The organism is Streptomyces sp. NPDC002130 (assembly GCF_040296465.1).
In the GTDB taxonomy this organism is placed as follows: Bacteria; Actinomycetota; Actinomycetes; order Streptomycetales; family Streptomycetaceae; genus Streptomyces.
Genome location: NZ_JBEOXI010000119.1, coordinates 1 through 24,696, shown reverse-complemented (window position 1 = coordinate 24,696; position 24,696 = coordinate 1). Strand labels below are relative to the sequence as shown.

Sequence of the window (24,696 nt, the reverse complement as noted above, 5' to 3'; positions counted from 1 at the left end):
GTCGGAGTCACGGGGGAGCTGTACGTCAGCGGCGACGGACTCGCCCGCGGTTACCGCAACCGCGCCGGCACCACCGCCGAACGATTCGTGCCCAATCCCGCGGGCAGTGCCGGCTCGCGGATGTACCGCACCGGCGACCTCGCCAGGTGGAACAAGAACGGCGAACTCGAGTACCAGGGCAGAGGCGATTTCCAGGTCAAGATTCGTGGATTCCGCATCGAACTCGGCGAGATCGAAGCAGTTCTGGCTCGTTACCCCGGGGTCGCGCATTCCGTGGTGACCACGCTCGAACGTGACGGAGGCGCCGCGCGAATCGTCGGATACGTCGTACCCGCCAACGATGCTCAGACTGTGGATCCCGAGGCCGTCATCGCGTTCGCGGGCTCGGCTCTGGCCCCGTACATGGTTCCTGCGGCGGTGGTCGTGCTCGACGAACTGCCGATGACTGCCAACGGAAAGCTCGACCGCCGAGCCCTGCCGGTTCCCGACCTGCGAGCAACCCAGGCACGCTCGCGGGCTGCCGAATCCGATACCGAGCGCACGCTGGCCGCCTTGTTCGTCGATGTCCTCGGTGTCGAATCGATCGGCGTCGACGACTCGTTCTTCTCGATGGGCGGCGATTCGATCATGTCGATTCAGCTCGTCGCCCGTGCCCGCGACGCCGGGCTCGTGTTCACCCCGCGTGACGTCTTCGAGGTGAAATCGGTCGCCGGTCTTGCGGTTTTGCTGGCATCGACCAAGGACGACGAACCCGAGGTGCTCGAGGAACTTCCCGGAGGCGGGGTTGGCCACGTGCCGTTGTTGCCGGTGGCTCAGTGGTGGCTCGACCGGCTCGGCTCCGATCTCCAGGGTCTCGATTCGTTCTCCCAAGCGACTCTTCTCAATGCGCCGCACGGGCTGCACAGCGTGGAGCAGTTGATCGCAGCGCTTCAAGTTGTTCTCGATCGTCACGACATCCTTCGCGCACGCCTCGAGCTAGCCCGCGGAGACCTTCACGCTGTAACCGGCGGGGATCTGGATGGGCTCGCCGGTCTGCGGGTTGCGGGCGGTGCGAGCGGCACGGTGGGTGCGCTCGAAGGTCAGGAAGCCGGGGATGGTGACCTTCTCGTCGCCCTTGGAGACGATGTCGCCGACGACGTCGGCGAACGCGGCCAGCACGGCGTCGGCGTCCTTGCGAGTCACCTCGGCGCGGTCGGCCAGCGCGGCCACCAGCTCACTGCGGTTCATGTTCTTACTCCCGTGTTCATCTTGCCGTTGAGGCGTCAGATCGAAGCCGATGCTGCCAGGGTCCTCGATGAGTCCCCGGACCCGGGTCCGTCGTCAGACCCTCGCGCCCAGGGACGCATCCTGCCCCTACCTGCGGCGGGAAAGCCAATCCGGCACCCGCAGGAGTCGTGAGAACACCCTTGGGGAGTCACACGAAAAGAGGGCCTGAGCCTGGCGCCACGATAGCTCCGCAGCTGACAGGGTTCTTGCGACGCGCCGGGTTCCAGGCCGCCGTGGGGTTACTCACAGTCCGGGGACCGGGCCCCGTGGGGGCCCGGTCCGGCCTCGGCCTCAGACGCCGGCCGGGCTGCCCGCCGTCGCGCCGACCGCCTTGGCGGCCTCCCGCACGGCTCCGGCGACCGCGCCCGCGACCTTGTCGTTGAAGACGCTCGGGATGATGTAGTTCGGGTTCAGCTCGTCCTCGGTCACCACGTCCGCGAGGGCGGTCGCGGCGGCCAGCATCATCTCGGTGTTGACCGTACGGGACTGCGCGTCCAGCAGACCGCGGAAGACACCCGGGAAGACCAGCACGTTGTTGATCTGGTTCGGGAAGTCCGAGCGGCCGGTGGCCACAACGGCCGCGGTCTGGCGGGCGATTGCCGGGTCGACCTCGGGGTCCGGGTTCGCGAGCGCGAACACGATGGCGCCCTCGGCCATGGCGGCCACGTCGTCGCCGTCGAGGACGTTCGGGGCCGAGACGCCGATGAAGACGTCGGCGCCGCGCACGGCCTCCTTGAGGGTGCCGGTGAGGCCCTCGGGGTTGGTGTTGTCGGCGATCCAGCGCAGCGCCGAGTCCGGGGCGGCGTCCACCAGGTCCTCGCGGCCCGCGTGCACGACGCCGTGGATGTCGGCGACGACGGCGTTCTTGACGCCCGCGGCGAGCAGCAGCTTCAGGATGGCCGTACCGGCGGCGCCGGCGCCGGACATGACGACGCGGATGTTCTCCATGGCCTTGCCGGCGACGCGCAGCGCGTTCGTCAGGGCGGCGAGGACGACGATCGCCGTGCCGTGCTGGTCGTCGTGGAAGACGGGGATGTCGAGAGCCTCGCGCAGGCGGGCCTCGATCTCGAAGCAGCGGGGCGCGGAGATGTCCTCCAGGTTGATGCCCGCGAAGCCGGGGGCGATCGCCTTGACGATCTCGACGATCGCGTCGGTGTCCTGGGTGTCGAGGCAGATCGGCCAGGCGTCGATGCCGGCGAACCGCTTGAACAGGGCGGCCTTGCCCTCCATGACGGGCAGCGCGGCCTTGGGGCCGATGTTGCCCAGGCCCAGCACGGCGGAGCCGTCCGTCACGACCGCAACGGAGTTGCGCTTGATGGTGAGACGGCGGGCGTCCTCGGGGTTCTCGGCGATCGCCATGCACACCCGGGCCACGCCCGGGGTGTAGACCATGGACAGGTCGTCACGGTTGCGGATGGGGTGCTTGGACGCCATCTCGATCTTGCCGCCGAGGTGCATGAGGAAGGTCCGGTCCGAGACCTTGCCGAGCGTGACGCCCTCGATGCCGCGGAGTTCCTCGACGATCTCGTCCGCGTGCGCGGTCGACGTCGCCGCGATGGTGACGTCGATGCGGAGCTTCTCGTGACCGGACGCGGTGACGTCGAGGCCGGTCACCGAGCCTCCGGAGGACTCCACGGCGGTGGTGAGCTGCGAGACGGCGGTTCCGCTCGCGGGCACCTCCAGCCGGACCGTCATCGAGTAGGAGACGCTGGGCGCCGTTGCCATGGCCGACTTCCTCTGCTTTCACCTGACGCTGAGTTGTGCCGTCCGATCGTCGCACCTACCGCTGAGTAGCAGGTAGCCGCCCTCGATTGCGAACGTTTTGTTCGCGGAAAGGGCCAGGAGGGGGCCAGCAAAAGAGACCCACGTCACGTGGACGTGGGTCTCTTCGAAGGAGAAGTGGCACCGGCCCGCCATGCTCGCCTCGCGGCAAGTGGTCGCTCGTAGCGACGAAGGTTGGGCCCGGGGGCTTGGATCGGGCCGGTGCCACATCCAGGCTAACAAACAGATCCCGTAAGGCCATTCCCGTATCGGTAGTTCATTTCGGCGGCAAGTGGGTATCGGGCCTCAGTCCCTGAGCAGATCCGGAATTCCCGCCGCGTCGGGCTCGTCCCGGCCGGCCGAGACGACCGTGAGCTGCTGGGTGGCGCGGGTCAGCGCGACGTAGAGGACGCGCAGTCCGGCCGGGGACTCGTCGGCGATCTCCGCCGGGGAGACCACGACCGTCGCGTCGTACTCCAGGCCCTTGGCCTCCAGGCTGCCGAGGGCCACGACACGGTCGCCGAGACCGGCGAGCCAGCGGCGCGCCTCCTCGCGGCGCTGCATGGCGACGACCACGCCGACCGTGCCGTCGACGCGTTCCAGCAGCCGGGCGGCCTCGTCGCGGACGGTCGCGCCGAGCGTGTCCTCCACGACGGTGAAGCGGGGTTCCACGCCGGTGGAGCGGACCGCCTTCGGCGACACGGAGCCGGGCATGGCCAGCGCGAGGACCTTCGAGGCCAGCTCGGCGATCTCGGCCGGGTTGCGGTAGTTCACCGTGAGTTCGAAGCGGCGGCGGGGGCGGGTGCCGAGGGCCTCGTCGCGGGCCTGGGCGGCCTCGTCCGGGTCGGACCAGGAGGACTGGGCCGGGTCGCCGACGACCGTCCAGGTGGCGTGCCGGCCGCGGCGGCCGACCATGCGCCACTGCATCGGGGTGAGGTCCTGGGCCTCGTCGACGATGACGTGGGCGTACTCGACGCGTTCCTGGGCGAGGCGTTCGGCGCGCTCGCGCTGCGACTCCTCGCGCACCGGCATCAGCTCCTCCAGTCCGGTGAGCTGGTCGAGCGGGTCGAGTTCGCGCTTCCTGCGGGGGCGGGCGGGGGCGCCGAGGACGGCCTGGAGCTCGTCGAGCAGGGCGATGTCGTGCACCGAGCGGCCCTCGCGCTTGAGGGAGCGGGCGACCTTGCGGACCTCGCCGGGGTTGAGGATCCGGCGGGCCCAGCGGCCGAGGCGCCGTTCGTCGGCCATGGCGTCCAGGACGGCCGCCGGGGTCAGCTCCGGCCACCAGGCGTCGAGGAAGGCGATGAAGGCGTCCTCGGACGTGATGTCCTCGTCGAAGGAGGAGCGCAGCTCGGCCGCGAGCTCGGGGTCGCTGTGCCGGCCGGCCGCGCCGGACTGCTCCCACAGGGCGTCCAGGAGGAGCTTGCGGGCGCGGGGACGCAGCAGGTTCACGGGGGCGGTGCCGCCGAGGGCGGAGCGGCGGATGCTGTCCAGCTCCCTGGCCTCCAGTTCCAGGCGGCGGCCGAAGGCGACCACGCGCAGCCGCTCCGGTGGGTCGTTCAGCTCCAGGGCGCCGCGCGCGGCCTTGCGCAGCACCTTGAGCATGCGGGAGGAGCCCTTGGCGCGGGCCACGGACGGGGAGTCGTAGAGGGTGGCCTCGCTGCCCTCGACCAGGGAGCCGATGGCGCGGATGGCGACCTGGCCCTCCTCGCCGAGGGAGGGCAGCACGCCCTCGGTGTAGGCGACGAGCAGCGGGGTCGGCGAGACGATCAGGATGCCGCCCGCGTAGCGGCGCCGGTCCTGGTAGAGGAGGTAGGCGGCGCGGTGCAGGGCGACGGCGGTCTTGCCGGTGCCCGGGCCGCCCTCGACGTACGTCACGGAGGCGGCGGGGGCGCGGATGACCAGGTCCTGTTCGGCCTGGATGGAGGCGACGATGTCGCGCATGGTGTGGCTGCGGGCCTGGCCGAGCGCGGCCATCAGGGCGCCGTCGCCGATGACGGGCAGTTCGTCGCCGTCGAGGCAGGCCGTCAGCTCGGGGCGCATCAGGTCGTCCTCGACGCCCAGCACCCGGCGGCCCTTGGAGCGGATGACGCGGCGGCGGACGACACGGCCGGGGTCGACCGGGGTGGAGCGGTAGAAGGGTGCGGCGGCCGGGGCACGCCAGTCGATGACCAGCGGCGCGTAGTCCGCGTCGAGGACTCCGATGCGGCCGATGTGCAGGGTCTCGGCGATGTCGGCGGTGTTGTCGGGGCGTACGGCGCCCTCCGCCGGCTCGATGGCGGTGTACGCCCCGTCGGGCCCCTTCTTGCCGTCCTTGCCGGTCAGCAGGTCGATCCGGCCGAAGAGGAAGTCCTCGAACTCGTTGTTCAGCCGGCTGAGGTGGATGCCCGCGCGGAAGACCTGCGCGTCCCGTTCGGCGAGTGCGCCGGGGGTGCCGACCTGCCCGCGCCGGGCCGCGTCCTGCATCAGGAACTCCGCCTCGTGGATCTTCTCCTCGAGGCGCCGGTACACCCGGTCCAGGTGTTCCTGTTCGACGCTGATCTCCCGGTCACGAACCGAATCGTGCACCGAACCGACCGCGCCTTGTCTGTGAGCCTGAGCGGCCACCGGGCCCCCTTCTGACGTGCTGGGCAGCCGTCAACCGTACGCGAAGGGGGCCCTGGAAGCTACGGGCCGGCGGGCAGGCGCGGGACCTGTGGCCCCAATGGCGCCCGCCAGGCCGCCGAACGGACCTACGCGTCGACCTCGACCAGGCGCTTGCCGTCGAACTCCACGACCTCGAAGTGGTCGATCTGGTTCGGGTCGAACGCCGCGCCGCCCTGGACGTAGAGGGGTTCCTTGGCCCTGTCCGTCTTGGCGTCCGGGATGCCGTAGCCCCACTCGGGGACGGACCAGGAGGCGAGCGTCTCGCGTTCGCCGTTCTTGCCGACCGCGACGAGGGCGCACTTCAGCGGGCCCTTGACGTTCTTCAGCTCCAGGACCGCGCCCGTGCCCCAGTCCTTCTTCTGCACGGCGACCGTGGCGGAGACCTTGGTGTTCGGGTCGGTGGCGGTGATCTTGTCGGAGATGCCGTCGAAGGCGGCCTTGGCGGGGCTCGCCGCGAGCGGGCGGTTCTCCGCACCGCCGCTGCCGCCGTCGCCGCCGCTCGTCGCCACCGCGACGAAGGGGCCGCCGATGATCAGCGCGCCGGCCGCGGCCACCATGTAGAAGCTGCGGCGGCGCTTCTGGGCGCGGCGGTCGGCGACCTCGTCGACCAGCTTCTCCACCAGGCGCGGGCGGGGCTTCGCGGACAGCGAGTCGCCGATCGCGGGTGTGCTGCCGGAGCCGGGGAGGTCGGCGAGGGCGGCGAGCATCGGCTCCATGCCGGCCAGTTCGTCGAGCTGCTGGGCGCACCATTCGCAGGTGGCGAGGTGGGCTTCGAAAGCGGTTGCTTCGGCGTCGTCGAGGATTCCGAGGGCGTAGGCGCCGACGGTCTCGTGCTCGTTCGGCACCGGAGATTCCTGCATGGGGCCAGACATACCCATGCCTCCCGTACCGAACCCTTGGTTACCCCCGTAAACACTCATCACGCCGTCACCCCCCGCTCCTCCAGTGCGAGCTTCATCGAACGCAGGGCGTAGAACACCCTGGAGCGGACGGTGCCGCTGGGTATGCCCAGGGTCTCGGCCGCCTCGTTGACGGTACGCCCCTTGAAGTACGTCTCGACGAGCACCTCCCGGTGGGCGGGGGTCAGGTCGTCGAGTGCGTCCGAGAGAGTCATCAGCCACAGCGCCTTGTCGATCTCGTCCTCCGCGGGGATGACCTCCAGCGGCGACGGGTCGACCTCCTGCGGCCGGGCCTGCCGGCTGCGGTGGCCGTCGATGACGATGCGCCGGGCGACCGTCACCAGCCAGGGGCGTACCGATCCGGTCGCTCTGTTGAGCTGACCGGCGTTCTTCCAGGCACGGATGAGCGTCTCCTGGACGACGTCCTCGGCGCGCTGCCGGTCTCCGGCGACCAGGCGCAGGACGTATGCCAGCAGGGGTCCGGCGTGTTCGCGATAGAGCGCACGCATCAGCTCCTCATCGGGTTCCGAGGGCTGGGACATGCGATGTCGGGCCCTCGGTGCTCGTTCATTGGCCACGACGGAATCCTTGCGCACGCCCACCTCCGATGTCCGGGGGTTCCCCCAGTCGGTCGCTCCACATGCCGTACGGAAACGAGCGGTTGGGCGTTCAAAGAGACCCGACAGATTTCTTCGAGATGACGTGACGAGCGGGACATGGGGTCACATTCCCACCCCGCGTTCTTTACATTTCCGCCACATCGACAAGATCAAGCCACGCCTTCCCTACGGTGGCGTAGGTAAACGGCATGTAATCGAAATCACTTCGCCGTCACGGTCGCAGAAGTAGCATTTAGGACAGGGGAATTGAGTGCACGGACCACTCAATTCCGTTTCACGCGCGGGCGAGTGCCGCGCGGCGGCGATGCCGGGCGACGCGTTCGCGGTTCCCGCAGACCTCACTGGAGCACCAGCGCCTCCTGCGTCCGCGGGAGGTGTCGAGGTACACGATGGGGCAGTTGTCCCCTTCGCACTGGCGCAGGGCCGCGCGGGCGACGGGGTCGGTCAGCAGGTCCACGGCGTCCCGGGCGACGGCCGCGAGCAGGGCGGCGCAGCCGGGCGGGCCGTCCAGCCGTCGCAGCAGCCGGCCGTCTTCGCCGCGGACCGCGCGGGGTGCCGGAGGCGCGGTGCGGGCCAGGTCGTTCACGCGGGCGAGGGCCAGGTCGTACGTCGCGACTCCGGGTCTCGGCCGGCAGCGCACCAACCGGTCGACCTGGGCACGCAGTTCACGGAAGGCGAGCAGCCAGCCGGTGTCGGCGTGGGCCAGGGCGGTGTCCGCCGGGACGAGCCCGGAGCCGGTGATCCAGGCGCGCAGCACGTCCACGGAGTCGAGCCGTTCCTCGGGGTGCGTGGTGGTCAGCAGGTCCAGGCAGATCCGCCCGGTGTCGAAGCGCAGCTCGTTGGAGGCCGTGGCCGTACTCAGTGCCATGTGCCTGTCACCGCCTAGGGGTTCACCCCGGTCGCGAGGGCTTCGGTGAGACGCCGGTGAGAGGGCCGGTGGACCGCTCCCTCCTACAGTGCCTGCCCGCCACGACTCCGGAAACCCCTCGCGCATACGCCGACGCGACGGGCGTCCCGACCGCGCCACGCGGCCGGGCCGCCGCCGGAGCCGGCCGTCCCGTTCCTGGCGGGCCCGGCACCGGCGCCCCACCACACCGCAAGTGCCGCGCTCGCCCGGCCGGGCCCCCTCGAGCGACCCGCCCGCGACACGAGCCGCCTCCGGCACCGGGCCCCCGCCCGGCCGACACCCGCGCACACAGGCCGGATCACTGCGCAGCGGCCCGCTCGGAATCGGGCCGACAGAGGCGGATTCCGGCTCAACCCCCGGGCGGGCTCACGCGTCCGCGTACTTCGTCTCCGCGCTCGGGTCCAGGGCCAGACGGTAGCCCCGCTTGACCACCGTCTGGATCAGCTTCGGGGTGCCGAGGGCCGTGCGCAGGCGGGCCATGGCGGTCTCCACCGCGTGTTCGTCGCGGCCGGAGCCGGGAAGGGCCCGCAGGAGGTCCGCGCGGGCGACGACCCAGCCGGGGCGGCGGGAGAGGGCGCGCAGGAGGGCCATGCCGGCGGGCGGGACGGGCTTGAGGGCACCGTCGACCACGACGGCGTGGCCGCGGATCTCCACACGGTGCCCGGCGACGGGCAACGAGCGGGCCCGCCCGGGCAGTTCCTGGCAGAGGAGCTGGACCAGAGGGCCGAGCCGGAAGCGTTCGGGCTGGATCGTGTCGATGCCGCGGGACTGCAGGGGCAGGGCGGTGACCGGGCCCACGCAGGCCGGCAGGACGTCGTGGCTCAGAGCCGCCAGCACCTCGTCGAGCAGTCCGCGATCCTTCGCCCGGGAGAGGAGGGAGGCCGCGGCCGGGGCACTGGTGAAGGTGACCGCGTCGAGGGCGCGGGCGACCGTCGCGTCCAGGAGACGGTCGACCGGGGTGATGTCCTCCGGCGGCATCCAGCGGTAGACGGGCACCCCGACCACCTCGGCCCCGCCCTCCCGCAGCGCCTCCACGAACCCGGGCAGCGGCTCACCGTGCAGCTGGATCGCGATCCGCAGCCCCTCGACCCCCTCCTCCAGGAGCCGGTCCAGCACCTCCGCCATGGACTCCGACGACGGCGACCACTCCTCGGTGAGCCCGGCGGCCCTGACCGCGCCCTTGACCTTGGGCCCGCGCGCCATGATCCGTACGCCGCCCAGCCGCGACAGCAGCTCCTCCCCCAGCCCCCAGCCGTCGGCGGCCTCGACCCAGCCCCGGAAGCCGATCGCGGTCGTGGCCACGACGATGTCCGGCACCTGCTCGATGATGTCCTTCGTCGCGGCCAGCAGCTCGCTGTCGTCGGCGAGCGGCACGATCCGCAGGGCGGGGGCGTGCAGGACGGCGGCACCGCGTCGCTGCAGCAGCACCCCGAGCTCGTCGGCCCGGCGCGCGGCCGTCACACCCACGGTGAAACCCGCCAGGGGCCCGTGGTCCGGTCGCTGTTCTTCGTACATGGCTCTCGTCCCGCACTCGAGTCGTCGTACTTCGTGGGTACGGCGTACCTACATGCCGATCGAGCCTGTCAACGGCTCGTGACAGGCTCGGATCGGCGTGATGTCGCTGGTGTTACGTCAGACCTTGGCGTAGCTGAGCTGCGGCTCCGCGTCCGAGGTCGCCGTGGTGGCGGATACCCGGGGAGCCGTACGCCGAAGGTATACGGACCAGGTGACCGCGAAGCAGACCGCGTAGAAGGCGAGGAAGGCGACGAACGCCCCGGTGCCCGAACCGTAGGAGAGGAAGGACTGGCGGAAGGCGAGGTTGATGCCGACACCGCCGAGCGCGCCCACCGCGCCGATCAGTCCCATGGAGGCCCCGGACAGCCGCCGCCCGTACGCCGCCGCCGCCTCACCCTGAAGCCCCTTGGCCAAGGCCTTGTTCTGGAAGATGCCCGGGATCATCTTGAACGTCGAGCCGTTGCCGAGCCCGCTGAGCACGAACAGCACCACGAACGCCCCGGTGAACAGCGCCAGCGACTTCTCCATGGAGGCGCCGATCAGGACCGCCGTGGCGACGCCCATGGCGACGTAGTTCCACAGGCTGATCTTCGCCCCTCCGTACTTGTCGGCCATCCAGCCGCCCAGGGGCCGGATCAGCGAGCCGAGGAGCGGACCGATGAAGGTGACGTACGCCGCCTCCAGCGGGGTGCGTCCGAACTGGTTCTGGAGGACCTGCCCGAAGGCGAAGCTGTAGCCGATGAACGACCCGAACGTGCCGATGTAGAGGAAGGACATGATCCACGTGTGGGCGTCCCGAGCGGCGTCCTTGGCGGCGCCGGTGTCGTTCTTCACGTGCTCGAGGTTGTCCATGAAGAGCGCGGCCATGACGGCGGCGACGAGGATCAGCGGGATGTAGATCCCGAGCAGCACACGCGGCCCGCCGCCGGCGCCGATGATCGCGAGAGCGGCCAGCTGGATCACCGGTACGCCGATGTTGCCGCCGCCCGCGTTCAGGCCGAGGGCCCAGCCCTTCTTCCGCAGCGGGAAGAAGGCGTTGATGTTGGTCATGGAGGACGCGAAGTTGCCGCCGCCGATGCCCGCGAGGAGGCCGACGAGGAGGAAGGTGGAGAAGGAGGTGCCCGGTTCCATCACGGTGAACGCGGCGACGGTCGGGACGAGGAGGAGGCCGGCGGAGATGATCGTCCAGTTCCGTCCGCCGAAGATCGCCACGGCGAAGGTGTAGGGGACGCGGACGACGGCGCCGACCAGCGTGACCATCGAGGTCAGCATGAACTTGTCGGCCGGGGTGAGCCCGTACTCCGGGCCCATGAACAGCACCAGCACGGACCACAGGGTCCAGATCGAGAAACCGATGTGCTCGGACAGCACGGAGAAGAAGAGGTTGCGGCGGGCGACCTTCTCCCCGGTCTCCTTCCAGAACGTCTCGTTCTCCGGGTCCCAGTGCCGGATCCAGCGTCCGCCCTTGCTCGGGGGTGCGGGTGCTGTGCCAGGACCTGTCATGACGCCTCCACTGTGCTCCGGGCTCGGTCGTACTTCGACTGACTGGTCCCGAAGGTAGGGAGGACGCGTTTCCTGCCGTGTGGCACCGAGTGACCGCGAGGGAACTTTGCTCTCACCCCCGGCTCGGGCGGGATGAGAGGTTCCGGGAGGATTCCGCTCACTGCCGCGGCGGCTGCCCGTGGGGGTTCTGCTGGGGGTGGGGCTGGTGGTACGGCTGGTCGTACGGGCCCGGAGGCTGCGCACCGTAGGGGCCGGGCGCGGGCTGACCCGGGTACGGAGCCTGCACGGGCTGACCCGGGTACGGAGCCTGCACGGGCTGACCGCCGTAAGGAGCCTGCGCGGGCTGACCGGGGTACGGCCCGGGCGCCGGCTGGGCGTACGGCCCGGGTGCCGGCTGGGCGTACGGCCCGGGCGCCGGCTGGGCGTACGGCCCGGGTGCCGGCTGGGCGTACGGCCCGGGCGGCTGCTGCCCGTAGGCCGCCGGCGCCCCCGTCGCCGGACCCGGCCGACCCGGCACGGCCCCGTACGGCCCGCCCGCGAACGGGTTGCCCTGCCCGGGCTGCTGCGCCCCCGGCGGCAGATACCGCAGCCGCCCGTTCTCGTCGTGCACCGGTATGAAGCCCGCCGCCTGCAGCCGGGCCGCGAACTTGGCGTTGCGCTTGCGCGTGACCAGCAGGCCGATACCGAAGACCGCCATGAGCAGCAGCCACACCACACCGGCCGCGACGAAGTCGTCCGACCGGCCCCCGAAACGGAAGGCGAGGATCACACAGCCGACGGTGACGCCCAGGGCCCCGTACCCCATGCGCTTCTCGGCGTTCTTGCCGGTGAGGTCGAAGTTGATACGGGCCTTGAGGAGTTCGAACGCGTCCGGCACGAGGGGCGGCAGGGAGACGCCGTCGGCCGCATTCGGGTACTGCGCCCAGTTCTGCCCGGCCCGGGCCCGGGCCTGCGGGCTCGGATCGGGTACGAGCAGCATGACGAGCGCGCCATTGCGGCCGCTGCTCTGGCGGACGTCGGCGTACTCGTAGCCGAACTGCTGGGCCACGAAGGCCAGCCGGGCGAGCTTCTTCACGGACGCCATCGGGCTGGTCAGCTCGACCGGTTCCCCGCTCGCCATCAGCCGCAGCATCTTCTGTGTCTGCCGCTTACTCATCCCACCGCTCCCGCCGGCCACCTTGTTCACAAGCGCAACCGGGGCAGTTTTCCACACGGGCAAAGCCCCGCAGACGGGGCCCTCCCCCACGCCGGCCCACCCCCTACCGCCGGCGCCTCCGGCTGTTGCCGCCTCGCCCGTTCGGCCACCACCGCGGTGACCGCTTCGCCGCGATGTCCTCGACCCAGCCGAACGTGAGGATCGCCGCGCCGATCAGGGGCCAGACCAGGGCGAACATCCAGAGGGTGTACGTGGTGTCCAGGGCGGACACCGCGCTGTCGCTCTGGAGGAACGGCAGCTCGTACAACAGGTCGAGGATCGGGACCGTGGCCATGATGAGGAGGTTGTGCCAGAGGTAGATCGTGACGGCGCGGTTGTTGGAGAGGGTCACGAGCTTGTCCCACCTGGCCAGTCGGCCCGGGAGTTCGCGCCACGACGGGGAGTACTGGAGCAGGATCACCACGAAGCCGAAGGACCAGGCCGCCTGGGCCAGGGGGATGTCGTTGAGGTCCCAGCCGTCGGGGCCCAGGTGGCCCGAGGCCCACCACAGGCCGAAGGCCATGAGCAGGGCCGCGCAGGAGATCGCCAGGTAGCGGGGGATCCGCTTGAGCAGGCCCTCGTGGTGGGCGAAGCCCAGGATCCAGCAGCCGCCGTAGACCGCGAAGTCGGTCACCGCGTTGCCCGTCTCACCGGGGATCTTCACCAGGCCCGTGCCGACGACCGCCGTGAGGCCCAGCGGTGCCAGCAGCGTCGGCCACGGTGCCCGGCGGAACGCCCACAACAGCAGCGGGGAGGCGATGACGAACCAGAGGTAGGCCCGCAGGTACCACAGTGGACCGGCCGCCTGCACCGCCCAGGTGTCCTCCAGCAGGCCGGACTTGGCGCCGAGGTGCCAGGGGAAGGGCGGGGCGCCGACGGGGAAGAAGTAGTTGGCCAGATCGACGAGGCCCCAGGCGCCGCCGTGGTCCGGGTCCTTCAGCGGATTCCAGCCGGCCGCGAACATCATCGCCAGCACCACCACGCCGAACACCCAGAGCGGGGGCAGGAGCCGGCGGATCCGGCCCCGGATCACTCCGAGCGCCGGGCGGTCCAGCGAGCGCGCCATCAGGGAGCCCGCCAGCGCGAACATCACGCCCATCGACGGGAACAGCACCGTCAGCCACGCCCAGCCGAACAGGTGGTAGACGACGACACGGACCAGGGCGATCGAGCGCAGCAGGTCGAGGTAGCGGTCGCGGCCGCCGCCCTTGCGCGCCGACGCGGTGGGGGCGGTCGCGGTGGCGGTTCCGCCCTCCGGTGCTGTGTCGGTCGTGCGCTGCTGCGGCATGCCGTAGGACGCCCCCGGCATGCCGGACGCCGCCGATGACGTGGGGATCGGGTTTCCGTGGGTCATGCCACCGGCCTCCGCTCGGAGTTGCTCTGGGACCGCTGACGCGGCACGGGACCGCCGCCGGGCGCGTCGACCACACCGGTGCGCCGCAGCTTCTGCCAGCGCAGCCGGCCGCCGGTGAGGGCGGTGATCCAGGACTGGAGCAGTACGACGTACATCAGCTGGCGGTACAGGATCTGCTGCAGAGGCAGCGAGATGAGGTGGGTCATGCGCTCGCGGTCGAGCCGGAAGGCGTAGGCCGCGCAGACCGCCTGGATGGCCAGGACGCCGAGCCACGCCATGATCGTCTTCTGGGTGGGGCCGAACACGAGGCCGTAGACGAGGAACACGTCGATCAGCGGGGCCAGCAGGGGCGCCAGGACCATGAAGAGGGACACCAGCGGCAGGCCGATGCGGCCGAAGCGGCCCGAGGGGCCCTTGTCCACCAGGGCCCGGCGGTGTTTCCAGATGGCCTGCATGGTGCCGTAGGACCAGCGGTAGCGCTGGGACCACAGCTGCTGGACCGTCTCCGGCGCCTCGGTCCAGGCACGGGCGTTCTCCGCGTAGACCACGCGCCAGCCGTCGCGGTGCAGGGCCATGGTGATGTCGGTGTCCTCGGCGAGCGTGTCGTCGCTCATGCCGCCGACCCGTTCCAGCGCGCTGCGGCGGAAGGCTCCGACCGCGCCGGGGATCGTCGGCATGCAGCGCAGTACGTCGTACATCCGGCGGTCGAGGTTGAAGCCCATCACGTATTCGATGTGCTGCCAGGCGCCGATGAGGCTGTCCTTGTTGCCGACCTTGGCGTTGCCCGCCACGGCGCCGACGCGCGGGTCGCCGAAGGGCTGCACCAGTTCGCGCACGGTGGACGGTTCGAAGACCGTGTCGCCGTCCATCATCACGATCAGGTCGTACCGGGCGTTGGCCACACCGCGGTTGAGGGCGGCCGGCTTGCCCGCGTTGAGCTGGCGGACGACCCGGACGTTCGGCAGGCCCATGGCCTCTACGATCCGTGACGTGCCGTCGGAGGAGCCGTCGTCGATGACGAGGACCTCGATGGGGTGGTCACTGTCGGCGAGGGAACGGACCGTGTTCTCGATGCACTTGGCCTCGTTGTACGCAGGGACCAGAACCGACACCGGTTCGGTGATCGGCGCTCCCCAGCGGAAGCCGCGGCGGCGCACCCGGCGTGCGTGCACCCCGGAGAGCAGCAGCATCAGCACGAAACGGCCGATGACGAGGGTGCCGACGATCGACAGTCCGACGACCAGCCCGTCGGTGAGGTGCTCCGAGGCCTGGACCAGGAAGATCCACGCCGCGCCCTTCCACCGGTCGAGGCCGGTGACCCGGGAGTGCGCGCTCGGGGCGTCGAGGGCCTCGGTGAGGTTGCTGAACTCGTAGCCCTGCTCGCGCAGGTCGGGCAGCATGCGGTCCAGTGCCTCGACGGTCTGGTGGCGGTCGCCGCCGGAGTCGTGCATCAGGACGATCGCGCCCTTGCCGCCCTTGGGCGTGGCACGCCGGACGATCTCGGCGACCCCGGGCTTGCGCCAGTCCTCGCTGTCGGTGTTGTTGACGACGGTGATGTAGCCGCGGCGGCCGATGTACTCGGTCACCGGCCAGGACCTGTTGTCCATGGCGTCGGCGAAGGAGGAGTACGGCGGCCGGAAGAGGGAGGTACGGATGCCCGCCGCGCCCGAGAGGGCGAGCTGGTTCTGGGACAGTTCCCAGTCGATGCGCTTCTTGGACTGGTAGGACAGGTCGGGGTGGTTGAAGGTGTGCAGGCCGACCTCGTGGCCTTCCTCGACCATGCGCCGGACCAGGTCGGGGTAGCGCGAGGCCATGGTGCCGGTGACGAAGAAGACCGCGTGTGCGTCGTGCTTCTTCAGGACGTCCAGGACTTTCGGCGTCCAGATCGGGTCGGGGCCGTCGTCGAAGGTGAGCACCAGGCGGTGGTCGGGCACACGCAGGCTCTCGGTGCGGCCGCTGCGGGCGTCGATGACGGGCCCGCCGCTCATGATCTTCTCCGGCACCTGGTCGGTGGCGGCGGGCGGCCGGACCCGGTGGTCGGCGAGGATCTCGCTGTGCACGTATCCGCGCAGCATGAGCATCGCCATCAGCGCGACGAGGACGAGCAGGGGCAGGAGCAGGCGCATCGGCAGGCGGCGCCTGGAGGCGCCACGGGTTCGGGGGGCCGGCCCGGAACGGCGGGTACGGGATGCCATGAGTGGTGGTACTCCGGGTGGTGCGGGATGGGGTGCTGCGGGGACGGTGGGTGGAGCGGGGCGGCGGGTGGAGCGGGGACGGCGGGTGGTGCCGGGACGGTGCCGGCGTGCTCCCCGGCGCCATCGGCGGGTCCCTCTCCGCCCGGCGGGGCCGGATCCAGGAGTCCGCGATCGTGAGGCGCCGGAGCGCCCTTCCCCGGATCTCCCCCGGATGGCGGGCGTGGCAGGCACCGCCCTCGGGCCGGGACTAGTGCTGAGCGCCGGACAGGTTCACCGGCTCGCTATGCCCGGCAGGGCACCTCGCCGCGTTGTCGCAGCACCCGAGTACATCCGGTACATGGGCGATGCTCCGCCGTGCGCACCGCACCGGACGCCGCGAGCCGTTCGGCAGACCTTTCCGGCCGTCAGCACTAGACGGTGGGCGTCGGTTCGGCCTGCGGCGTCTCGGCCGGGCCTTCGGCGACCGTGCCGGTGCCGTCGCTGTCGCCGGCGCCCATGGTTTCGGTCGGCTCGGGCGTGGGCTCCGCCGTCGGCGTCGGGTCGGTGGCCGGCGTGGTCGGCGGGTCGGCCGGTTTGGTCGGGGCCGGGTCGGTCACGCCGGGGCCGGGGGCAGGTGTGGTCCGGGTCGCGGTCGGCGAGGGGGGTGCCGTCGCGCCGCGGCGGCCGGGTTCGGCGGTGGCAGCGCGTTCGACGGCGCTGGGACCGGGCGAGGGTGAAGTGACCTCGTCGGCCGTCGGCGCGCTGCCCGGGGCGGTGGTGCCGGTGCCGGTGCCGGTGGCCGGGTCCGACTGCTCGGGCAGCGGCGGGGTGTCGACCTGCCCGGCCGACGGATCCTGCTTCTGGCCCGGTACGGGCAGCCAGGGCGCGTTCGAGTTGCCCGACAGCAGCGTGGCGACGATGACGACGGCGTAGACCCCACAGGCCAGCGCGACGACCATGCCGATCCGGCGGAAGCGACGGCTGCGGCGGCCCGACTCGTCGACGAAGACCGGCCGGTCGGCGGGGGCCGGGCCCACGCCGATGCCTTCCTCGACCCGGCGCACGAACCCGTCCCCGAGTTGAACGGCGTCGAGCTGGACGGTGACCTCGTGCGGATCGTGGGTGTGCCCGTCGGGGCCGGGGGCCCCGGCCGGGTGGGCGTCCTCCTGCCAGGGGTCGCGGACCGCGGTCCGGGACTCGGTGCCCGCGTCGAGCGAGTGGTACGAGTCGGCCTCGCCCTCGCTCTGCCGGGGGATGCCGCGCAGTATCTCCGTACCGGCGGGCAGCCGGTAGCCGCTGGCCCGGACGTCACCGTCGCGCACCTGGGTGACTCTCCGGTCCCGGTCTCTGCCGTCCGCAGGGAGTTCTCCGGTCGCCGCCGCGGCCTCGGGCCACTCGGGTTGGGCGTCTTCTCGCCAACTTGTCACACGCACGCACTTCCCCCCACGGGATGGTTCCGGTGCGCGTACGACCTGAACACCCGTCGCCGGATCGGGCCCCCACCCGTCCGAACGCGCCCCTATTACCACACCGTGCTCAGGCATTGAATGTAGCGCACGGGGAGGTTGTGTGTGAGCGCGGGTATCGAATCGTGTCAGTCGTGAGACGTCATGAGGACATCGTCACCGGCCGGAATCCACCCTCCGGTGGGCCGCCGCAGCCACCCCTCCTCGGCGGTGAGCCGGGCCGCCGCCCGCCGCAGCGCGTCGAACGCGGGATGGGTCAGGCCCTTGCGCCACACCAGGGAGACGGGGGACAGCGGAACCGGGTCGACCAGTGGCCGTACCACCGTCGACGGCAGGGCCGGGAACTCCACGACGGCCAGGATCGGGTTGCGCGTCCGGGCCATGATCCGCTGGAACTCCTCGTCCCCGACCGCCAGCGGGGCGGGTGGCGCGATGTCGATGCCCCGCCCCTCGAACAGCAGCCGTGCCAGCCCTGTCCACTCCGGGGTGCGCGGATTGCCGGCGCCCGCGTAGACGCTCTCGCCGGCCAGCTCGGCGAGCGGCACGGACTCCCGGGCGGCGAGCCGGTGGTCCTCGGGCAGGACGACCGCCATCGGCTCGAACCGCACCGGCTGGTGGTCGAGCCCGGCCCGCAGCACCGGGTCCAGTCCGGCGAACCGTCCGAACGACGCGTCCAGCCGGCCGGCGAGCAGTTCACCGGCGGCTCCGGTCAGGCCGCTCTCGTAACGGGCCATCAGCTCGTGCCGGGGGGCGAGTTCACGCGCCTCGTGCAGGACGCGGCGCGGTGTGACCAGGCCCGGGGAGTTGAGGTCGACCAGCAGCGGCCGGGCCTGGCCGAAGGCTGCGAGCAGCTCGTCCTGGGCCCGGAGCACCCGGCGGGCGTACGGCAGCAGCCGCTCCCCGTCGGGGGTGAGCGTCACCTGCCGGGTGGTCCGCACGAACAACTCGGCCGCCAACTCCCGCTCCAGTCGCCGCACGTCCCGGCTGAGCGCCTGCTGAGCCACGTGCAACCGCACCGCGGCCCGCGTGAAGTGCAACTCCTCGGCCACGGTGACGAAGCCACGCAGCAGGCGAGGGTCGAGGTGGGCGGACATGCGGTGAACCTACAGCGCCCCGGGGGCCGGGTAGGTGGGGGTACGGGGGGCTCGGGGGGACCGGCGGCAGGTGGGGGTGGGGGCGGCGGGAGCAGAGGCGGCATCGGCGGCACGCGGGGTGCCGGACCGACGGGGACACCGGCTGCACGAGAGGGCACCGAGGCCGCGGGACCCCGGCGGCACACGAGGGCGCAGGTGGTGCGGCGCCCGGGCCGCGGCGGCCGCGGTTGCGGTGCTCCTCGGGGGCGTTGCGCAACGGCGGCCCGCGGGATACCGGAGCACCGGCCGCACGCGAGGATGTCGGTGGCACAGGCGGCATCGGCGGCACGCGGGGGGGGCGCCTGGCCGCGGACACCCGCCGCGCAGAGGGGCCGGGGCCACCGGAGCACCTGCCGCACGCAAGGGTGCCGCGGCCGCCGGGCACCGGCCCGCTCAGGGGTCCCGTTGGCCGCCGGGCACCAGCCCGCTCAGGGGTCCCGTTGGCCGCCGGGCACCGGCCCGCTCAGGGGTACCTGGACCGCCGGGGCACCGGCCCACTCAGGAGCCCCGTTGGCCGCCGGCCCCCGGCCCCACAAAGGGGTACCTGGACCGCCGGGCACCGGCCCACTCAGGGGCCCTGCGGCCGCCGGGCACCGGCCCGCTCAGGGGTGCCGCGGTCGCCGGGCACCAGCCCGCTCAGGGGTGCCGCGGCCGCCGGGCACCAGCCCGCTCAGGGGTGCCGCGGCCGCCGGGCACCAGCCCGCCCAGGGGCCCCGCGGCCGCCGGGCACCAGCCCGCTCAGGGGTGCCGCGGCCGCCGGGCACCGGCCCGCCCAGGGGCCCCGCGGCCGCCGGGCACCAGCCCGCCCAGGGGCCCCGCAGCCGCCGGGCACCAGCCCGCTCAGGTGCCGATGTCCCTGCGGGGGGTGCCGCCCTGGCCGCTCCCGGGGTCCGCTCCCCCTGGGCCTTCCGGCCCCGTCCGGCCCTCCGCACCCGCCGCGGGCGGCGGAGCCTGGCCCACCCGGTGACGCGGCACCGACCGCATCGGCGGCCTGGTCAGGGTGATCTGGCGGACGACCTGCTGGAAGCACGCCAGGGCCGCGAGGCCGGGCAGGGCCGCCGCCGCGATGCCGAGGATGGTCCGGGGCGCCTGGACGACGCACAGCAGCACGGCGATACAGGAGAAGACCAGGACCACGCACCAGGAGTGCACGGCTCGGCGCTGGTGCAGCGCGGCCCGCAGGACGGACAGGGAGCCCACCAGCCAGGGCCCGTACACCAGCAGGGGCCACCAGGTGCGCAGCCCCCGCGCCTCGGGGGACACGGCGACCAGGCGCAGCGGGTCGTAGGCGACGACACCGCTCAGGAGACTCACCGCCGAGGCGATGACGGCGGCCAGGGCCGCGACGAGGAGGCTCGTGGTGCGGAGCACGCCCGCGGCCTTGCGGGCCCGGACCTTACGGTGCCGTCTCGGGACGTCCCGCACGGGCGGCAGTTCCTCGGTGATGTCCTGGAGGCGCCGCATGTGGGTCACCGGTGCGGAGGCCGGGGCCCGGTCCGCGGCGGGGGGCGGGGGCGGGGGCGGGTCCTCGTCACGGGGGGCGGGGATCCTCCCCTGCTCTCCGAGTGCTTCCTCGAGGATGAACGCGAGTTCCTCGGCGGGGTCCCAGGTCGGGTCCGGTGGTGTCAGCGGTGTGATGAAATCCCGGGCCGGAGCCCGATGCCGGCCGGTGCCCTCAACTTTGTCGTACACGGCGTGCCCCGCTTATTCCGCGAGCGCGAAAGCTGGCCAATCCGTCGCACTGATCCACCGTCGGGCAAGATCCTTTTCCAGCGTGCTCATGGCGTCGATGAAATCGCGCAGCACCGCCTCGGTCACCTGCAGCGTGACCGGGCAACCGCCTTTGGTGAGCGTCCCGTTGACTGTCGCCGACGAGTGCGCTGGAGCGGGAATGTAGGTGTACGGGCCGAGCGTTACCGCCCAGCCGTCTTTCCTGGTCGCCTCGGTCATGTACCGACTAACCGTCGGCCCGCTACGGCGGATGCGCGGCAAACGAGTGAAGGAATTTCCCGAATGAGCATCTTTTCCATGCGCTATGAGGAGCATCAGTAATCTCCATATCCCTGTATGAAAAACAGGTAGCGAACGTTTCCCGCCACGGCCTTTTCGGCCTCGCGCCAGTGATTCACAACCCAGGCGCGTGAGTGTGCACGGAACAGGTGTTGGACCGCTTGATCGTCCCCGGGCGACGGTGGACGCATGCCCCGACCCTCCCCGTATCGCAGCCTGTTCCGCCTGCCGGGCGCCCGCGCGTTCACCGCCGGGAACCTCATCGCCCGCCTGCCGATGGGCATGTTCAGTGTCAGCGCGGTCGTGATGATCGCCGGAAGCCGGGGTTCGTACGCCCTCGCCGGTGCCGTCATCGCGACGGGACTCGCGGCGACCGCACTGGTCGCGCCGTGGATCGCGCGGCTCGTCGACCGGTACGGCCAGGCCCGGGTGGCCCTGCCCGCCACGATGATCGCCGTCCTCGGCTCCCTCTCCCTGCTGCTGTGCGTGCGCCACGACACCCCCGACTGGACCCTGTTCGCCTCCTACGCCGCCACCGCCACGACCCCCAACACCGGCGGCATGTCCCGGGCCCGCTGGGCGCATCTGCTGGCCGGCGACCCGAAGGCGCTGCACACCGCCAACTCCTTCGAGCAGGCGGCGGACGAGCTGTGCTTCATGCTGGGCCCGGTGCTCGCGGCCTTCCTGTGCGGGACGTTCTTCCCCGAGGCCGGCACGCTGGCCGGCGCGGTGCTGCTGCTGACCGGCATGGCCCTGTTCACGACCCGGCGCGCGACGGAGCCCCCGGTTCGCACGCACATACCCGGCAAGGCGCCCCTGCGCACCCCCGGGATCCCCCCACTGCTCGCGGTCTGCCTGGCGATGGGCGGCGTCTTCGGCGCGACGGAGGTCGTCACACTGGCCTTCGCCGACGCGCAGGGGCGTCAGTCGGCGGCCGGTGCCGTGCTCGCACTGCAGGCCGCGGGCTCCTGCGCGGCGGGCCTGCTGCACGGCGCGGTGAAGCCCACCGGCCCGGCCGCGGCCCGGCTGCCCCGGTGCGTGGCCGCGATGGCCACGCTGCTGATCCTGCCCCTGCTCGCCGCGGCCCTCACCGGTTCTCTCCTCCTGCTGGCGGCCGCGCTGCTGGTCGCCGGGATGGCGACGGCCCCGACGATGGTCACCACCATGACGCTGGTCCAGGAGCGCACTCCCGAGGGCCGGCTGAACGAGGGCATGACCCTCGCGGTGACCGGCCTGCTCGGCGGCATCGCCTGCGGCAGCGCGATCGGCGGCTGGACGGTGGAGCACCTGTCGCCGACGGCGGGCTACGCGGTCCCGGTGACGGCGGCGGCCACGGCCCTGACCTTGTCCCTGACCTTGCCCCTGCGCCTGCCCCCGCGCAGTTTTTCGAATCGCTTCACCAAGAGCGTTACACCCCATTGACGCCCTCACATCCCCCGCATACGTTCAATCGTCGAAGCGCTTCGACACCATGCGCCGGGAGAGTAGGAACCCACATGAAGTTCACCGACGGCTACTGGCTCCTGCGTGAGGGCGTGACCGCGTCGCACCCGGCCCAGGTCCACGACGTCACCGAATCGGACGGCGTTCTGGAGATCCACGCGCCGACCCGGCCGGTCCGCTCCCGCGGCGACCTGATGACCGGCCCGGTGTTCACCGTCAAGGTGCACTCCCCCATGCCCGACGTCATCGGGCTGACCCTGACGCACTTCACCGGCGAGGAGCCCCGCGGCCCCGAGTTCGAGCTCACGGCGTCGGACACCACCCCGGAGATCTCGTACGACGACGAGCACGCGACCCTGACCTCCGGCGAGCTGTCGGTCCGGCTGGCCCGCGGCGGCCCCTGGGACGTCGAGTTCCTCGCGCACGGCCGTACCCTCACCCGCAGCGGCCACAAGAACGCCGGCATCATGCGGGACGCCTCCGGCGCGCACCACCTGCGCGAACAACTGGTCCTGACGGTCGGCACATCCGTCTACGGCCTCGGTGAGCGCTTCGGCCCGCTGGTGAAGAACGGGCAGGTCGTCGACATCTGGCAGGCCGACGGCGGCACGTGCAGCGAACAGGCCTACAAGAACGTGCCGTTCTACCTCACGGACGCCGGCTACGGCGTCTTCGTCGACCACCCGGGCCAGGTGTCCTTCGAGGTCGCCTCGGAGGTGGTCTCCCGGGTGCAGTTCAGCGCGGAGACCCAGGAGCTGACGTACTACGTCATCCACGGCCCCACCCCGAAGGACATCCTGCGCAGGTACACGGCCCTGACCGGCCGCCCGGCCCTGCCGCCCGCCTGGTCGTTCGGCCTGTGGCTTTCGACGTCCTTCACCACCTCGTACGACGAGGAGACGGTGACGTCCTTCATCGATGGCATGCGGGAGCGCGAACTGCCGCTGTCCGTCTTCCACTTCGACTGCTTCTGGATGCGGGAGTTCCACTGGTGCGACTTTCGGTGGGACCCGCGGGTCTTCCCCGACCCCGAGGGCATGCTGGCCCGGCTGAAGGCCCGTGACCTGCGCGTCTCCGTCTGGATCAACCCGTACATCGCCCAACGCTCCCCGCTGTTCGACGAGGGCAAGGCGCTCGGGCACCTGCTGAGGCGACCGGACGGCAGCGTCTGGCAGTGGGACATGTGGCAGCCCGGCATGGCCCTGGTCGACTTCACGTCACCGGCCGCCCGCGACTGGTACGCCGCCAAGCTGGAGGCGCTGCTCGCGCAGGGCGTCGACTGCTTCAAGACCGACTTCGGCGAACGGGTGCCCCTCGACGTGGTCTGGTCCGACGGCTCGGACCCGGAGCGGATGCACAACTACTACACGTACCTGTACAACCGCACGGCCTTCGAGGTGCTGCGCAAGCACCGCGGTGAGCAGGAGGCCGTTGTCTTCGCCCGCTCGGCGACGGCGGGCAGCCAGCAGTTCCCCGTGCACTGGGGCGGCGACTGCGAGGCGACGTACGAGTCGATGGCGGAGTCGCTGCGCGGCGGGCTGTCCCTCGGCCTGTCGGGCTTCGGGTTCTGGAGCCATGACATCGGCGGCTTCGAGGGCACCCCCACACCGGCCCTGTTCAAGCGCTGGCTGGCCTTCGGCCTGCTCTCCTCGCACAGCCGGCTGCACGGCAGCCGGTCCTACCGGGTCCCCTGGCAGTTCGACGAGGAGTCGGTCGACGTGGCCCGCCACTTCACCCGGCTGAAGCTCCGCCTCATGCCCTACCTGTACGAGACGGCCCGCACGGCCCACTCCGAGGGCCTGCCCGTGATGCGGGCCATGGTGCTGGAGTTCCCGGACGACCCGGGGTGCGCCCACCTGGAGCGGCAGTACATGCTCGGCCCGGATCTGCTGGTCGCCCCGGTGTTCAGCGACGAGGGCGACGTCACGTACTACGTCCCCGAGGGCACCTGGACGCACCTGCTGACCGGCGGGCCGGTGACCGGCCCGCGCTGGGTGCGCGAGCGGCACGGCTTCCTGAGCGCTCCGCTGCTGGTCCGGCCCGGCGCGGTGATCCCGGTCGGGGCGCGGGACGACCGCCCGGACTACGACCACGCCGACGGGGTGACCCTGCGGGCGTACGGCCTGCGGCCCGGCGACGAGGTGACGGTGCCGGTCGGGGACGTGACCTTCACAGTCGTCCGCGAGGGGAACACCCTGCGGGCGACGTGCGCCGCCCCGGCGGCCGCCTGGAGTCTGGCCGCGGGCGACCACGAGGTACAGGCCCCGCCCGGCACGGGCCTCCTCACGCTGGAACTCTGCTGATCGCCGGCATCACGCCGGGTACCGGCCCAGCAGCGCGGCCTCCAGAGGCTCCCCGGTCATCTCGATGACCACGGCGTCTTCCCGCATGCCCACGGGCAGGTGCGCGTACTCCTCCCGCCGGCACACGATCCTGCCCTCGCGCGGATCGATGGCGACCGCTCCCAGCCGGGACACCAGCTCCGCGACGACGCCGAAGACCGCGCCAGAGTGCGGGCGCTCCACCAGGATGCCGGTTTCACCGGCGAAGATCTCGGCTTCGCTGCCGTCTTCGGCACGGATCCAGAACTGGAGGTCGCCGTCGGGGTCGAACCGGAGCCGGGGGTCCCCGACGTCGTGGGGTTCCAGGACGGCTCGGACCAGCTCAAGGTCGAGTGGGACGGGGACGTCGGCGTCCTCGGCGAACTTGTGGATCCACGCGCTGTAGCCCATGAGACCTCCCGGCTCGAATCCGACCTCAAGCGCCTGATCGAGCAGAACCTGGCGCCGATCCGGACCGAGCTGGGC

General features: G+C 71.7%; 18 protein-coding genes and 1 pseudogene. 3 read left to right on the top strand and 16 right to left on the bottom strand.

Annotated elements, in window-relative coordinates; translation table 11 throughout:
- Positions 1–120 precede the first annotated feature (120 nt).
- Positions 121–708, top strand: a pseudogene (locus tag ABT116_RS22640) (AMP-binding enzyme); the annotation flags it as partial.
- A gap of 267 nt (positions 709–975) precedes the next feature.
- Here ABT116_RS22640 and ABT116_RS22635 read toward each other — a convergent pair.
- The 15 genes from ABT116_RS22635 to ABT116_RS22565 all read right to left on the bottom strand — a co-directional run bounded on the left by ABT116_RS22635 (position 976) and on the right by ABT116_RS22565 (position 20,386).
- Positions 976–1,227, bottom strand: a complete 252-nt coding sequence (locus ABT116_RS22635; RefSeq protein WP_351636829.1) for an HU family DNA-binding protein — start codon at positions 1,225–1,227, stop codon at positions 976–978.
- A gap of 330 nt (positions 1,228–1,557) precedes the next feature.
- Entirely contained in the window at positions 1,558–2,991 is a 1,434-nt protein-coding gene (locus tag ABT116_RS22630) for an NAD-dependent malic enzyme (protein WP_351636827.1), read from the bottom strand.
- A 342-nt stretch (positions 2,992–3,333) separates the two neighbouring features.
- Positions 3,334–5,631: a HelD family protein gene (locus ABT116_RS22625; RefSeq protein WP_351636825.1), complete on the bottom strand. Its 2,298-nt coding sequence runs from the start codon at positions 5,629–5,631 to the stop codon at positions 3,334–3,336.
- Between the two features lie 125 nt (positions 5,632–5,756).
- The gene (locus ABT116_RS22620) at positions 5,757–6,590 is read right to left on the bottom strand and encodes an anti-sigma factor family protein (RefSeq protein WP_351636823.1); all 834 of its coding nucleotides are present in this window, start codon (positions 6,588–6,590) and stop codon (positions 5,757–5,759) included.
- Positions 6,590–7,111, bottom strand: a complete 522-nt coding sequence (locus tag ABT116_RS22615; RefSeq protein ID WP_010039908.1) for a sigma-70 family RNA polymerase sigma factor — start codon at positions 7,109–7,111, stop codon at positions 6,590–6,592. Before ABT116_RS22615 ends, ABT116_RS22620 begins: the two co-directional genes overlap by 1 nt.
- Positions 7,112–7,463: 352 nt before the next feature.
- Entirely contained in the window at positions 7,464–8,057 is a 594-nt protein-coding gene (locus ABT116_RS22610; RefSeq protein ID WP_053669832.1) for a CGNR zinc finger domain-containing protein, read from the bottom strand.
- A gap of 405 nt (positions 8,058–8,462) precedes the next feature.
- Positions 8,463–9,611 carry a uroporphyrinogen-III synthase gene (locus ABT116_RS22605; RefSeq protein ID WP_351636818.1) on the bottom strand — a complete coding sequence of 383 codons (1,149 nt, stop codon included), beginning with the start codon at positions 9,609–9,611 and terminating at the stop codon, positions 8,463–8,465.
- A gap of 117 nt (positions 9,612–9,728) precedes the next feature.
- Positions 9,729–11,114 carry a nitrate/nitrite transporter gene (locus ABT116_RS22600; RefSeq protein ID WP_351636815.1) on the bottom strand — a complete coding sequence of 462 codons (1,386 nt, stop codon included), beginning with the start codon at positions 11,112–11,114 and terminating at the stop codon, positions 9,729–9,731.
- A gap of 157 nt (positions 11,115–11,271) precedes the next feature.
- On the bottom strand, positions 11,272–12,270 hold the full coding sequence (locus ABT116_RS22595; protein WP_351636805.1) for a hypothetical protein: 999 nt from the start codon (positions 12,268–12,270) through the stop codon (positions 11,272–11,274).
- Between the two features lie 103 nt (positions 12,271–12,373).
- A complete protein-coding gene (locus tag ABT116_RS22590) occupies positions 12,374–13,663 on the bottom strand; it encodes an acyltransferase family protein (protein ID WP_351636801.1) in 1,290 nt (429 codons plus the stop codon).
- On the bottom strand, positions 13,660–15,858 hold the full coding sequence (locus ABT116_RS22585; protein WP_351636798.1) for a bifunctional polysaccharide deacetylase/glycosyltransferase family 2 protein: 2,199 nt from the start codon (positions 15,856–15,858) through the stop codon (positions 13,660–13,662). The genes ABT116_RS22590 and ABT116_RS22585 overlap by 4 nt, the downstream gene beginning before the upstream one ends.
- Positions 15,859–16,268: 410 nt before the next feature.
- Positions 16,269–17,159 carry a hypothetical protein gene (locus ABT116_RS22580; protein ID WP_351636794.1) on the bottom strand — a complete coding sequence of 297 codons (891 nt, stop codon included), beginning with the start codon at positions 17,157–17,159 and terminating at the stop codon, positions 16,269–16,271.
- A 272-nt stretch (positions 17,160–17,431) separates the two neighbouring features.
- The gene (locus tag ABT116_RS22575) at positions 17,432–18,397 is read right to left on the bottom strand and encodes a LysR family transcriptional regulator (RefSeq protein WP_351636791.1); all 966 of its coding nucleotides are present in this window, start codon (positions 18,395–18,397) and stop codon (positions 17,432–17,434) included.
- 879 nt (positions 18,398–19,276) lie between these two features.
- Positions 19,277–20,128: a hypothetical protein gene (locus ABT116_RS22570; protein WP_351636788.1), complete on the bottom strand. Its 852-nt coding sequence runs from the start codon at positions 20,126–20,128 to the stop codon at positions 19,277–19,279.
- Positions 20,129–20,140: 12 nt separating this feature from the next.
- Positions 20,141–20,386 (bottom strand): hypothetical protein, encoded by a 246-nt coding sequence (locus ABT116_RS22565; protein WP_053669824.1) that lies wholly within the window; start codon positions 20,384–20,386, stop codon positions 20,141–20,143.
- A 249-nt stretch (positions 20,387–20,635) separates the two neighbouring features.
- Between ABT116_RS22565 and ABT116_RS22560 the strand changes: the two genes are divergently transcribed.
- Entirely contained in the window at positions 20,636–21,868 is a 1,233-nt protein-coding gene (locus ABT116_RS22560; protein WP_351636783.1) for an MFS transporter, read from the top strand.
- 74 nt (positions 21,869–21,942) lie between these two features.
- A complete protein-coding gene (gene yicI / locus ABT116_RS22555; RefSeq protein WP_351636781.1) occupies positions 21,943–24,192 on the top strand; it encodes an alpha-xylosidase in 2,250 nt (749 codons plus the stop codon).
- A 9-nt stretch (positions 24,193–24,201) separates the two neighbouring features.
- On the opposite strand, the gene ABT116_RS22550 is transcribed toward yicI, so the two are convergent.
- The coding region (locus ABT116_RS22550; protein WP_351636779.1) for a hypothetical protein at positions 24,202–24,696 on the bottom strand (495 nt) is incomplete at its 5' end.

Coding starts and splice junctions, on each gene's coding strand:
- ABT116_RS22590 (WP_351636801.1), bottom strand. CDS start 13,663: ATGACCCACGGAAACCCGATCCCCACGTCATCGGCGGCGTCCGGCATG.
- ABT116_RS22635 (WP_351636829.1), bottom strand. CDS start 1,227: ATGAACCGCAGTGAGCTGGTGGCCGCGCTGGCCGACCGCGCCGAGGTG.
- ABT116_RS22610 (WP_053669832.1), bottom strand. CDS start 8,057: ATGGCACTGAGTACGGCCACGGCCTCCAACGAGCTGCGCTTCGACACC.
- ABT116_RS22560 (WP_351636783.1), top strand. CDS start 20,636: ATGCCCCGACCCTCCCCGTATCGCAGCCTGTTCCGCCTGCCGGGCGCC.
- ABT116_RS22605 (WP_351636818.1), bottom strand. CDS start 9,611: ATGTACGAAGAACAGCGACCGGACCACGGGCCCCTGGCGGGTTTCACC.
- ABT116_RS22615 (WP_010039908.1), bottom strand. CDS start 7,111: ATGTCCCAGCCCTCGGAACCCGATGAGGAGCTGATGCGTGCGCTCTAT.
- ABT116_RS22585 (WP_351636798.1), bottom strand. CDS start 15,858: ATGGCATCCCGTACCCGCCGTTCCGGGCCGGCCCCCCGAACCCGTGGC.
- ABT116_RS22630 (WP_351636827.1), bottom strand. CDS start 2,991: ATGGCAACGGCGCCCAGCGTCTCCTACTCGATGACGGTCCGGCTGGAG.
- ABT116_RS22565 (WP_053669824.1), bottom strand. CDS start 20,386: ATGACCGAGGCGACCAGGAAAGACGGCTGGGCGGTAACGCTCGGCCCG.
- ABT116_RS22595 (WP_351636805.1), bottom strand. CDS start 12,270: ATGAGTAAGCGGCAGACACAGAAGATGCTGCGGCTGATGGCGAGCGGG.
- ABT116_RS22620 (WP_351636823.1), bottom strand. CDS start 6,590: ATGAGTGTTTACGGGGGTAACCAAGGGTTCGGTACGGGAGGCATGGGT.
- ABT116_RS22600 (WP_351636815.1), bottom strand. CDS start 11,114: ATGACAGGTCCTGGCACAGCACCCGCACCCCCGAGCAAGGGCGGACGC.
- ABT116_RS22575 (WP_351636791.1), bottom strand. CDS start 18,397: ATGTCCGCCCACCTCGACCCTCGCCTGCTGCGTGGCTTCGTCACCGTG.
- yicI (WP_351636781.1), top strand. CDS start 21,943: ATGAAGTTCACCGACGGCTACTGGCTCCTGCGTGAGGGCGTGACCGCG.